This window comes from Ferruginibacter profundus (assembly GCF_054783275.1).
This window is the reverse complement of the sequence record NZ_BAAGQW010000003.1, coordinates 1,103,898-1,116,922: the sequence shown is the minus strand read 5'-3', so window position 1 is coordinate 1,116,922 and position 13,025 is coordinate 1,103,898. Positions and strand designations below refer to the sequence as shown.

The following is a 13,025-nucleotide window of genomic DNA, read 5'->3' as shown; positions in this document are numbered from 1 at the left end:
AGCAGAGGTTTAGAATTATTTATCATTAGCACATTAGCATATTATGAGTAATAAAAAGTACTGGCAAAGTTTTGGAGAACTCAATCAGACTGAAAATTTTCAGCAATCAACTGAAAAGGAATTCAAAGAAGAGTTGCTGCCATTGGCCGATTTAGATGATAAAGGCATTTTGGATGCTAAAACCCCCCGCAGGGACTTCTTAAAATATTTAGGTTTTAGCACTGCTGCCGCTACTATTGCTGCCAGTTGCGAAATGCCGGTACGTAAATCGGTTCCTTATTTACAAAGGCAGGATGATATCATTCCGGGTATAGCCAACTACTATGCTTCTACTTATGTAAATGGCGGAGATGCAATTTCTGTAGTGGTAAAACAAAGAGACGGACGTCCTATCAAAATAGAAGGTAACGAATTATCCGGCATTACCAAAGGGGCAACCAACGCACAATCGCAGGCTTCAGTATTAGATTTATATGATACAACCCGCCTTCGCTACCCGATGCAAAAAGATGGTAAAGACTTTAAAGAAGTAACCACTTTTGATGCTTTTGATAAAATGGTAGGCACTGCCATCACTGGCAAAACAGTGGTATTGTTAACCGCTACTGTAAACTCTCCTTCCACACAACAAATTATAACTGAATTCCTGGCAAAATATCCTGGTAGCCGCCACGTACAATACGATGCTGTAAGCTATTCAGGGATGATCCTTGCTAACGAAGCTACCTATGGCAAAAGGGAAATCCCTTCTTACCATTTTGAAAATGCTAAAGTGATTGTTAGCCTTGGTGCCGACTTTTTAGGTACCTGGTTAAGCCCTACTGAATTCAGCAAACAATACTCAACTAACAGGAAAATAACAGGCGAAAAGCCCGATATCAGCCGTCATATTCATTTTGAAAGTATGATGAGTTTAACGGGTAGTAATGCAGATGACCGCATTATGCACAAGCCTTCTGAAACCGGCGCCGTTGCAGTGGCGATTTTAAATGCTTTAAATGGTACTGCAGCTTCCTTTAAAGACGCTAAACTGAATGAAGGTGTAAAACTGGCTGCAGAAAAATTAAAAGCGGCTGCTGGTAATGCATTAGTAGTTAGCGGCAGCAATGATGTGAATGTACAGATCATTGTAAATGCCATTAACGAAGCTATTGGTGCCAATGGAAAAACGATCAACTGGGCCATCACTTCTAACTACCGCAAAGGTATAGATGCTGATATGGTGAAGCTGGTGGATGATATGAACAGCGGAGCAGTTGGAGCGGTATTAATCCAGGGTGTAAATCCTGCTTACTCTTATAGCGATAGCAAAAAATTTATTGACGGCCTTAATAAAGTAGTGGGTGTTTCTTTCAACGCTACTATGGACGAAACTACAGAGCACTGTAAATTTGTTCTCCCTTCTCACCACTGGTTAGAAAGCTGGGGCGATGCTGAACCTAAAACAGGTTATATCAGCGTTATTCAGCCAACTATCAATCCTTTATTTAAAACCAGGGCCTTCCAGACTTCTTTATTAAAATGGAGCGGCAGCACGGTGGCCGATTACGAAACATATTTTAAAGCTTATTGGTTAGCTAAATGGGCTACGCCTGATAATTACGATAAAGCCCTGCAGGATGGTGTTGTAGAACCAGCTGTGGCAGTAGCTGCTGCGGGTGCAACTTTTTCTGCTGCTAAAGTAGAAGAAGCTAAAACAAAAATTGCTGCAATAAAAGGCGACGAAACTGAAGTTGTTTTATACCAGAAAATATCAATAGGTAATGGTAGCCAGGCAAATAACCCATGGTTACAGGAATTACCTGATCCTATTACTAAAGTAACCTGGGATAACTATGTGATGATGGGCACTGAAATGTACAAAGCATTGTACAAAAAAGATGTGCTGGCAGATAAAGGGGCTTCTGATGCATATGAAGTGCATCCTGAAAAACCAGTAGTAAAAGTTACTGTTAACGGAAAATCTTTAGAACTGCCTGTATTATTAATACCAGGTGTTCAAAAAAATACTATCGCTATTGCGGTTGGATACGGCAGGCAAAGTGCTGATGCCACCAAAACAATGGAAAATATAGGCAGATCTGCCGCAGGTGCCGGCCAGAATGCTTACACTTTAGTAGGTTTTGATGGCAGCACCAATCAATACAGCGCTGTTGCAAAAGTAGAACTGACAGATAAAACGTATCCGTTGGCGCAAACACAGGTACATGGTTCAAATGAAAACCGTCCGGTTATTTATGAAACCAGCCTTGCCAGCTTTGTTGCTAACCCCGAAGCTGTTTTAGAAGAAATTACTAAAGAGCGTTTAACCATTACTGCTAACGACAGCAAGGATTTTGTAAGAGATGCCACCATGTACCCCGACTTTGTAAAGCCAGGTATTAAATGGGGTATGAGTATAGATTTAAGTACCTGTACAGGATGTAGCGCCTGCGTGGTAGCATGTACTGCTGAAAACAATGTGAGCGTGGTAGGTAAGATACAGGTACAAAGGGCACACGAAATGCACTGGTTACGTATCGACCGTTATTTTACCGGTGAGGATATGGAAAATCCGGATGTGGTATTCCAGCCGATGCTTTGCCAGCATTGTGATAACGCACCTTGCGAAAACGTTTGCCCGGTTGCCGCTACCAACCATAGCAGTGAAGGTTTAAACCAGATGACCTATAACCGTTGTATCGGTACAAGATATTGCGCCAACAACTGTCCTTATAAAGTACGTCGTTTTAACTGGTTGGATTATACCGGTGCAGATAGCTTCCCTGATAACCAGAATCCGTTGATTGGTGTGGATATGAATGAATCTGTTTTGCAGATGAATGATGATCTTACAAGAATGGTATTGAATCCGGATGTAACGGTGCGTTCAAGAGGTGTGATCGAGAAATGTTCTTTCTGTGTACAACGCTTGCAGGAAAATAAACTGAACGCTAAAAAAGCAGGTGATCCAACATTGGTTCGTAATGTAAAAGTAGCTTGTATGCAGGCTTGCCCTACAAACGCTATCAGCTTTGGTAATGTGAATGATAAAGAAAGTGATGTGTACAAGATCAGGCACGTAGAGCAAACCCACCGTAATTTTTATGTGATGGAACAACTGCACGTATTGCCTAACGTTAGTTACCTGGCTAAGATCAGGAATACAGACAGGGAAGTTAGTGCAGTGAAAGAAGAAGGGCACAAAGAAGAAGCAAAAAAAGAAGAAAAAGCACACGCTTAAAAAAACATACAATGGCGGATAGCGAATATTGAATCTGTGCTGATTAAAACCACATTCAACAATTCGATATTCATCAGTTCGACATAAAATCAAAATTAAAACTGTTACTTACCAAAACAGGTTACAGTTAAAAGCTTAGAAAAAAGGATATGTCATTATTAAAGTACGAATCGCAACTAAGGGAACCGCTGGTAGATGGTGATAAAGATTACCACCAGATAACGGAAGATATAGTACGCCCCATTGAGATGAAACCAAGCCGCCTCTGGTACATTGGTTTTTATATCAGCGTGGCTTTACTTTTATTTGGTGTGTACAGTATTTATCGTGAGGTTACTTACGGTATTGGTCAGTGGAACCTGAACAAAACCATCGGATGGGGTTGGGATATTACCAACTTCGTATGGTGGGTAGGTATTGGTCACGCCGGAACCCTCATCTCTGCGATCTTATTATTATTCCGCCAGGGATGGAGAACAGGGGTGAACCGTGCTGCAGAAGCGATGACGATTTTTGCGGTAATGTGTGCAGGCCAGTTCCCGATATGGCATATGGGTCGTGTATGGATGGCGTTTTTTGTAATGCCTTACCCTAACTCAAGAGGTCCGTTATGGGTTAACTTTAACTCACCGCTGTTGTGGGACGTATTTGCGATATCAACTTATTTTACCGTATCATTATTATTCTGGTATTCGGGTTTATTGCCCGATCTGGCTACTGTACGTGACAGGGCTAAAACCAAATTCCGCAAAATGTTTTATGGTGTGGCGTCATTTGGCTGGAGCGGTAGTACCAAACACTGGCAACGTCATGAATCTTTATCATTGGTATTGGCAGGTTTAAGCACACCACTGGTACTTTCTGTACACACTATAGTATCTTTTGACTTTGCTACTTCAATCGTTCCGGGATGGCATACCACCATCTTCCCTCCTTACTTTGTGGCGGGTGCGGTATTCAGCGGCTTTGCCATGGTGCAAACACTGATGATAGTGGTACGTAAAGTTTTAAACCTGCAGGATTATATCACATTGGGCCATATTGAGGCGATGAATAAAGTAATTGTACTTACAGGTAGTATTGTAGGTTGTGCTTACTTAACGGAGTTGTTTATTGCCTGGTACGGACAAAATCCATACGAGTGGTATGCGTTCAGCCAGAACAGGGCCAACCTGTTCAGCCCTTATGGATGGAGCTACTGGTTGATGATGTTCTGTAACGTGGTGTCGCCACAGCTATTCTGGAGCCGTAAATTAAGAAGAAATATTACCGTTACTTTCTTTATGAGTGTGATCGTAAACATTGGTATGTGGTTCGAGCGTTTTGTAATTATCGTTACTTCTGTGTACAGGGATTACCTGCCATCAAGCTGGAGTACATACTATAGCCCAAGTATTTATGAGATCGGATTTTACCTGGGTACATTCGGTTTATTCTTCACCTGCTTCTTCCTGTTTGCAAAATACTTCCCGGTTATTGCAATTGCAGAGATCAAGTCGGTATTAAAAACCAGTGGTGAAAATTATAAAGTGAAGATGACGGATATTGAAAAAGAGGATGCTGAGAAATTTTATATTGAAGAAGTGGCACATGCGCACTAATAATATTTGAATAGTAGAGTATAAAAAATTTATAAAACAGGTTTGGATTTATTAACATCATAAATCACAGATCTAAAATCATAAACCGATTTTATGGCTGGAGGAATTAAAAAATTTGTTGTGGGTTGTTTTGATGACGAGGCGGTATTATTCCCTGCGGTGAAAAATGTTCGCAAAGCAGGATATAAAATACACGACGTATTTACACCTTACCCGGTGCATGGCTTAGATCATGCAATGGGATTAAGGGAAACAAGCCTTCATACGGCAGGGTTTATTTATGCAATCACCGGAACCACTACGGCATTAAGCGGTATCAGTTATATACTCGTACACGACTGGCCTTTAAACATTGGTGGTAAACCTCACTTTGCCTTGCCGGCCTGGATACCTATTACTTTTGAGTTAACGGTTTTATTTGCGGCTGTTGGTATGGTGCTTACATTTTGCTATTTGTGTAACCTGGCACCTTTTGTAAAAAAACATCATTTTCATCCAAGAGCCACCGACGATCTTTTTGTAATGGCTATTGAATGTACCGATAAAACCAACGATGTAGAAGTGCAGGATTTTTTAAAAAATGCCGGGGCAAAAGAGGTGAATGTGCAGGTAGCCGAAACCGGTTGGTGGATAGGAAGGTATCACAAAGAACAAAAATTGTATAAAGACGAAAGGGGCTACTAAGCAATACAGCATCTAACAGCATTCAAAGATATTATAAGAACGAAATGAAAAAAATTGCAATTATATCAACACTTATTTTAACAACAGCGGTTGTTTTTATAAGCTGCGACAGTAAGCGTGAACCAGGTAAAGTGTATATGCCCGATATGGCTTACAGCAGGGCATACGAAACCTATGCAGTACGTGACTCTGCCAAATTTTCGATGGAGCAGGCAGATGCAGGCCATAAGATATATTATACCGGCCAGCCGGTAATGGGTACTGTAAAAAGAGGCGAGCTTTTCCCTTTTCCGGTTACGCCCAACAATACAAATGGTGTGATTGACAGCAATGCCCTGATTAACTTAAGCCAGACGGTTAAAAACCCGTTACCACCGTTAACTAAACCAGATAGTTTAGAAGCAGCAAGGTTGTTTAACATTAACTGTGCTGTTTGCCATGGTGCAAAAGCAGAAGCTAACGGACCGGTAGCAGCTAAAATTGGGGGTGTTAAAAGCATTATTGCTGCTTCACCAGGCTATAGCGATGGCAGAATATTTTATGTGATGACTTACGGACAAAACAACATGGGAAGCTATGCATCCCAGTTAGACAGGAAGCAACGTTGGATGATTGTGCAATACATCAGAACATTAGAACCTAAAGCTGCTGCAGCAACGCCGGCAGCTGAAGCGCCTAAAGCTGATACTACTGCAGCAAAGAAAAAATAAAAGTATTAACACAAAATAAAGTTTAGATGAACCATCAATTTGAATTACCGGGAAGTTATAAAAAGTGGACGTATGGTCTGATTGCAGCCGGTATCATAGCATTAGTGTATGGCTTAATAGCATTTCACCCTTTTGCACCTGTATCACATGGCGAAGGCCATGCTACTGCAGACGGCACACGTTTTTGGGCTGTATTACTGCAAAACAGTGTATTCTTTTTATTGGTGGTAAATGCGGCCATGTTCTTTATTTGTGTTACTACCATGGCAATGGCAGGTTGGGTAATTGCTTTCCGCAGGGTATCTGAAGCTGTATCAAGTGTGGTTCCTATACTGGGTATCATCACTTTCTGCATCTTGTTAGCTATTGTAATGGGTGGAAGAACAGATATTTATCACTGGTTAGATCCGAAATTATACGTTAAAGGCACTCCTGAATACGATGCTATTCTTGATGGAAAGAGCGGTTTCTTAAACCCTAAGTTCTTTTTGATATGGTCGGCCATAACCATTTTGTTATGGTGGCTTTTAGGAAAGAAAATGCGCAGCATGACGATCAAGAGTGATAAAGAAGGCGCAATGGATCATGAAACAGGAAAGAAATTTATATGGGACAGCACCGTGTATGCTTCACTTTTCTGTGTGGTGTTTGCTTTAACAGTGGCATCAACAATTCCTTGGATATGGTTAATGAGTATCGACTCTCACTGGTATAGTACCATGTACAGCTGGTATACATTTGCAAGCACATTTGTGTCGGGTATTTCATTGATCGCATTGTTTGTTATCTATTTAAAAAACCGTGGACAACTAACTTATGTTACAGAAGAGCATTTACATGACCTGGGTAAATTTATGTTTGCCTTCTCTATCTTCTGGACATACTTATGGTTCTCTCAGTATATGCTGATCTGGTACAGTAACCAGCCGGAAGAAACCAAATACTTTGTACAAAGAATAGGAACTGCTGAAAAATCCGGTCCGTATCACGTAATGTTCTTTTTTAACCTGATACTGAACTTCCTTTGTCCTTTATTGATATTGATGAGAAAAGGAACCAAGAGAAACTGGACCATGATCACTTTTATGGCAATACTGATCATCTTTGGTCACTGGGTAGATTTCTTTCAAATGGTAATGCCGGGTACAGTGCACGAAAACTGGCACCTGATGCCTTTTGAATTTGGTATTGCCTGCTTATTTATTGGCCTGATCATGTGGGGTGTGGGCAGGTATATCAGCAGTCACTCATTATTAATAAAAAATCATCCTTTCTTAAAAGAGAGTATGATACACCATACATAAGCGGTTTTGTTACGGCTAACTGTAATAAAAACGAAATGTTTTAAACAAGAAACAAGAATAATATTTACTGAAAATAACTTTGAATCATGAAGGAGTTTTTACTGGTTGCATTAGGTGCTTTGGTTTTCGTTGTCGTATTTCAGATTGCGAAGGCAAGTGAATATGTAAGCGTTTTAAAAGGCGAAGAAAAAACCCGGAGGCAAAACAACAGGATCAATGCGTTTTTGCTTTTAGGGATGCTGATATTTGGACTGATAGGAGCCTGGTACTGCAATGAATTGTATTATGGTAAAACCCTGTTTCCTCAAGGTTCATCTTCAGTAGAAGGTGAGGGCTGGGACTGGATGTTTATGCTTACAACAATTGTAACAGGTATTGTATTTGTAATTACACAGGTATTGTTATTCTGGTTCTCTTTTAAATACCAGGAAAAAGATAATACCAAGGCCTATTACTTTGCACACAGCACCAAACTGGAATTAATATGGACCACCATTCCTGCAATTGTACTTTGTGTACTGGTGGCTTTTGGTTTAAAATACTGGTTTAAATTAACAGGCGATGCACCAAAAGACGCTATCGTGGTAGAAGTTACAGGCCACCAGTTTGCCTGGGAATTCAGGTATCCCGGTAAGGACAAGGTGTTAGGCAAAAAGAATTTCAAATTATCCTCACGTACCAATAGCCTGGGCGTTGATTTTGAAGACCAGGCAAGTCTTGATGATATTCATGTTGCAGGAACAATGCATATACCAGTTGGTGTACCGGTGAAAATGGTGATCAATTCACAGGATGTGATACATGATGTTGGTTTACCGCATTTCAGGTTAAAAATGGATGCTGTTCCCGGTATTCCTACCACACAATGGTTTACGCCAAAGTACACCACTGAGCAAATGAAGGAACGCACACACAATCCTAATTTTACTTACGAAATCAGTTGCGACCAGATGTGCGGAAGAGGCCATTTCTCAATGAGAGGTATAATAATTGTAGAAACAATGTCGGAATACCTGCTTTGGCTGGCACAGCAAAAGCCTGAGTATTATACAGTACATCCTGAAAAAGCGCCTGTAGCAGATACTGCTGCAAAAGTGCCACCGGTTGTAACGGCTGTAATTGAAAAAAAATAATTTAAACAGACTCTAGAAAAAATACAAGAATATGAGTAGCGTAGCCACATTACACGGAGCAGATGTTCATGCAGGGCATGATGCACACCACGAACATCATCACCACGAAACGTTTATAAGCAAATACGTTTTTAGCCAGGATCATAAAATGATTGCCAAACAATTTTTGGTAACAGGTATCATCTGGGCTATTATCGGCGGCTTGTTCTCTGTAATATTCCGTTTACAATTGGGCTATCCGGAAAGCACTTTTCCTATCCTGGAAGATTTTTTAGGCCACTGGGCTAAAGGTGGAAGATTGCAACCGGAGTTTTACTATGCTTTGGTTACTATGCACGGTACCATCCTTGTATTCTTTGTATTAACTGCAGGCTTAAGCGGAACTTTTGCCAACTTTTTAATTCCATTGCAGATTGGTGCAAGGGATATGGCTTCTCCTATGCTGAACATGCTGAGCTACTGGTTCTTCTTTACTGCCTCTATCATCATGTTCTCTTCTTTGTTTGTACAAACAGGGCCTGCAAGTGGTGGCTGGACGATCTATCCACCGTTAAGTGCTTTAGGCGAAGCATCTGAAGGTAGTAAGATTGGTATGGATCTCTGGTTGGTGAGTATGGCAATGTTTATTGTAAGTTCATTATTAGGTGGTCTTAACTATATCAGTACCATTCTTAATCTTCGTACAAAAGGCATGAGCATGACCAGGTTGCCATTAACTATCTGGGCGTTGTTCTTTACCGCAGTATTAGGCGTATTGAGTTTCCCTGTTTTATTATCAGGTGCAATCCTGTTGTTATTTGACAGAAACTTAGGCACCAGCTTCTTCCTGAGTGATATTTATATCAATGGAAAAATATTACCTAACGAAGGTGGTAGTGCTATCCTGTTCCAGCACCTGTTCTGGTTTCTGGGTCACCCTGAAGTATATATTATCCTGTTGCCTGCAATGGGTATGAGTTCGGAAATCATAAGTGTGAACAGCCGTAAACCGATCTTCGGCTATATGGCCATGGTGGGTTCGTTATTTGCTATTGCAATCCTGGCCTTCCTGGTTTGGGCGCATCATATGTTTGTAACAGGGCTTAACCCGTTCCTGGGCTCGGTGTTTGTATTATTAACATTATTAATTGCGGTACCATCTGCTATTAAAGTGTTTAACTGGCTTACTACTTTGTGGAGAGGAAGCATCCGCTTTACGCCGGGTATGTTATTTGCCATTGGCTTTGTAAGTTTATTTATCAGTGGTGGTTTAACAGGTATCTTCTTAGGTAACTCTGCTTTAGATCTTCACTTACACGATACTTATTTTGTAATTGCTCACTTCCATATTGTAATGGGTGTGGCTTCATTCTTTGGAATGTTTGCCGGTATCTACCACTGGTTCCCTAAAATGTTCGGCCGTTATTTAAACAATACTATGGCTTATATCCATTTCTGGGTTACTATAGTAGGGGCTTATTTAATCTTCTGGCCTATGCACTACGAGGGCTTGGCAGGTATGCCACGCCGCTACTACGATTACTCCAGCTGGGAATCGTTTAAACAATTTGGTGGTCTTAATGAATTCATCAGCTTTGTGGCCATGATAGTATTTGCAGTACAGTTGTTATTTGTTTTCAACTTCTTCTACAGTATGTACAAGGGAAGAAAAGTTACCACGGCAAATCCATGGGGTTCAAATACATTAGAATGGACAACACCAATTAATCCTGGTCACGGTAACTGGCCTGGTGAAATACCTGAAGTTTATCGTGGCGCTTATGACTATGCAAAAGATGGTCATGAATTTATTCCACAAAATGTACCGGTAGGTGATGATGAAACACATCACTAAACAATGGATAATTTGAATAATGAATAATTAATAATGGGGAACAGGAAATTTGAAGTGCTTTAATTAATAAAAGGGGATTGGATTGCTGGTTACTGTTTTACTATGAACCATTAGCCATGAACCATCAGCCATGGAGGAAAATACAAACATCAACAAATCAGCATCACCTGGTTTGGCCGGTAAAGTGAAAGATTACTTTCAGTTGATCAAGTTCACTTTAAGTTTTATGGTGGTGTTTAGTACAGTCGTAAGTTTTTTAATTGCTCCGAATGAAGAGGTGTATGTTCGGAACAAAATAATATCAGTTCTTTTACTTTTTGTTGCAGGTATGTTGATCACAGGTTCGGCCAACGCTATTAACCAGGTATTGGAAAAAAATTCTGATGCACTGATGAAGCGAACAGCCAAAAGGCCTGTTGCCAGCGGAAGAATGAGCGAAAATGAAGCTACCGCATTTGCCGTAATTGCCGGTTTACTTGGTGTTGCGATGATGTGGTATTTCTTTAATTTTCAAAGTGCCATGGTGAGTTTGTTCAGCCTGTTTTTATATGGCTTTATTTACACACCACTAAAGAAGGTCAATTCAATTTCGGTTTTGGTAGGTGCCATACCGGGTGCTTTACCTTGCTTAATTGGATGGGTTGCTGCAACAGATAGTTTTAGTATGGGAGGATGGATCTTATTCGGCATCCAGTTTTTATGGCAGTTTCCACATTTCTGGGCAATTGCCTGGCTGGCACATAAAGACTACACCACAGCAGGTTTTAAATTATTACCGGCTGATAAAGGGCCCACCAGGTTTACCGCAGTGCAAAGTATTATTTACAGCACCCTGATGGTACCGGTAGGTTTTCTGCCCTATTATACCGGGATGACCGGCCTGGTAAGTATGTGGATATTGCTGGCTTGCAACCTTTGGATGGTGTATGTAAGTGTGTTATTGCTGATAAGAATGGATGCTAAAAGCGCAAGAAGGGTAATGTTCAGTTCTTATTTTTATTTAATGATTGTTTTACTGGCAATGTTTGCCAACAGGGCACATCATTTAATTGGATAGTAACTGGCAGGTTATAATATTGGAAAAATATTTTGAATGAGTACAGTGGCAATGGAACAACGAAAAAAAATACATCCGCATAAATTTACTTTGTGGATAGGTATTGGAAGTATTTTAATGATGTTTGCAGGGTTAACCAGTGCATACATTGTAAAACGCAACCAGGCAAATTGGGTAACATTCAATTTGCCGTTAGCGTTCTGGTACAGTACGGCAGCGATAGTGTTAAGCAGTATAACAATATTCCTTGCCGGAAGATCTTTTAAAGCGAGAGAAATGAAGCAGTATCGCAACCTGATGCTGACAACAATAATACTGGGTGTGGTTTTTATTATACTGCAGGTTGCAGGGTTTAGAGAATTGATTGGCCAGGGACTGGGATTGGGGAAGAAGGTATCGGTAGACTTTTTATGGATCATTGTGTTGCTGCATGCAGCGCATGTGATAGGAGGAATTATAGCGTTGATCGTTCGTTTTATAAAAGCGTTCAGCAGCACCACCAGAAATTATACAACAGTTCCGGTAGATGTTATCAGCACGTACTGGCATTTTGTAGATATACTCTGGTTGTACCTTTTGATTTTTTTAATAATGATAAGGTAAGCAACAGCAGTTTAAAGTACACAATTAAAAATAAAATTAGTAGAACATAAAAGTAATATAGATGTCAACAACAGCAATGCCAACAAATACCAAATGGTGGAACGGGGGAAGAAGCCCGTTCAATGCAAGCTATGGTAAAGTAATGATGTGGTACTTTTTAATGAGTGATGCCTTTACATTTGGTGCATTTTTGATCAGTTATGCCACGCTGCGTTTCAGCTTAAACGATTGGGTTGACCCTAACCATGTTTTTAATTCTTTTCCTTTAATGGGGCATGCAAACCTGCCATTGGCATTTGTAAGTTTAATGACCTTTATCCTCATCTTTAGTTCTGTAACCATGGTATTGGCGGTGCATGAAGGCCACCACATGAACAGGAAAGGCGTGGAGAAATATATGATACTTACCATTATTGGTGGTCTTGCGTTCTTAAGCTGCCAGGCATGGGAATGGACGCATTTATTAACCGGCGAACATGCCGTTTGGGTAAATAATCATGTAGAATACTGGAACACTACGGTATCACACAACCCGTTTGGTAAAGAAATACCTTATCCCGGAACTGATCCGCTTTTTATAGGTAAAGAAATTGCAACACCGGGTCCTATCTCATTTGGTAGTTATTTCTTTGAGATCACCGGCTTCCATGGTTTCCACGTATTTAGCGGAGTAATCATTAATATTGTAATGTACATCAAAACAAAAATGGGGCATTTTGATCAGCGTGGCCATTATGAAATGATTGAAAAAGCAGGTTTGTACTGGCACTTTGTGGACCTGGTTTGGGTATTTGTATTCCTTTGTTTCTATCTGATTTAGTTCAGGTGTTTAGAAGTTTAGTGTTTAGATAAAAAACAACACTGAACTAAACTTCC

General features: G+C 40.4%; 10 protein-coding genes. All 10 read left to right on the top strand.

What is annotated here, in order from left to right; genetic code table 11:
* Positions 1–43 precede the first annotated feature (43 nt).
* The 10 genes from ACYVM0_RS24455 to ACYVM0_RS24410 all read left to right on the top strand — a co-directional run bounded on the left by ACYVM0_RS24455 (position 44) and on the right by ACYVM0_RS24410 (position 12,969).
* On the top strand, positions 44–3,223 hold the full coding sequence (locus tag ACYVM0_RS24455; protein WP_460561625.1) for a Fe-S-cluster-containing hydrogenase: 3,180 nt from the start codon (positions 44–46) through the stop codon (positions 3,221–3,223).
* A gap of 149 nt (positions 3,224–3,372) precedes the next feature.
* Positions 3,373–4,824, top strand: a complete 1,452-nt coding sequence (nrfD, locus tag ACYVM0_RS24450; RefSeq protein WP_430988260.1) for an NrfD/PsrC family molybdoenzyme membrane anchor subunit — start codon at positions 3,373–3,375, stop codon at positions 4,822–4,824.
* Positions 4,825–4,917: 93 nt separating this feature from the next.
* The gene (locus tag ACYVM0_RS24445; RefSeq protein ID WP_460561623.1) at positions 4,918–5,508 is read left to right on the top strand and encodes a DUF3341 domain-containing protein; all 591 of its coding nucleotides are present in this window, start codon (positions 4,918–4,920) and stop codon (positions 5,506–5,508) included.
* Positions 5,509–5,552: 44 nt separating this feature from the next.
* On the top strand, positions 5,553–6,218 hold the full coding sequence (locus ACYVM0_RS24440; protein WP_460561620.1) for a c-type cytochrome: 666 nt from the start codon (positions 5,553–5,555) through the stop codon (positions 6,216–6,218).
* A 26-nt stretch (positions 6,219–6,244) separates the two neighbouring features.
* On the top strand, positions 6,245–7,522 hold the full coding sequence (locus ACYVM0_RS24435) for a quinol:cytochrome C oxidoreductase (protein ID WP_460561618.1): 1,278 nt from the start codon (positions 6,245–6,247) through the stop codon (positions 7,520–7,522).
* Positions 7,523–7,608: 86 nt separating this feature from the next.
* Positions 7,609–8,655 (top strand): cytochrome c oxidase subunit II, encoded by a 1,047-nt coding sequence (locus tag ACYVM0_RS24430; RefSeq protein ID WP_460561616.1) that lies wholly within the window; start codon positions 7,609–7,611, stop codon positions 8,653–8,655.
* Positions 8,656–8,686: 31 nt separating this feature from the next.
* On the top strand, positions 8,687–10,489 hold the full coding sequence (locus ACYVM0_RS24425) for a cytochrome c oxidase subunit I (protein ID WP_460561614.1): 1,803 nt from the start codon (positions 8,687–8,689) through the stop codon (positions 10,487–10,489).
* 130 nt (positions 10,490–10,619) lie between these two features.
* Positions 10,620–11,546, top strand: a complete 927-nt coding sequence (cyoE, locus tag ACYVM0_RS24420) for a protoheme IX farnesyltransferase (RefSeq protein ID WP_460561612.1) — start codon at positions 10,620–10,622, stop codon at positions 11,544–11,546.
* Between the two features lie 36 nt (positions 11,547–11,582).
* Positions 11,583–12,149, top strand: a complete 567-nt coding sequence (locus tag ACYVM0_RS24415; RefSeq protein WP_460561610.1) for a cytochrome c oxidase subunit 3 — start codon at positions 11,583–11,585, stop codon at positions 12,147–12,149.
* Positions 12,150–12,210: 61 nt separating this feature from the next.
* The gene (locus ACYVM0_RS24410) at positions 12,211–12,969 is read left to right on the top strand and encodes a cytochrome c oxidase subunit 3 family protein (RefSeq protein WP_460561608.1); all 759 of its coding nucleotides are present in this window, start codon (positions 12,211–12,213) and stop codon (positions 12,967–12,969) included.
* The last annotated feature ends 56 nt before the right edge of the window (positions 12,970–13,025 follow it).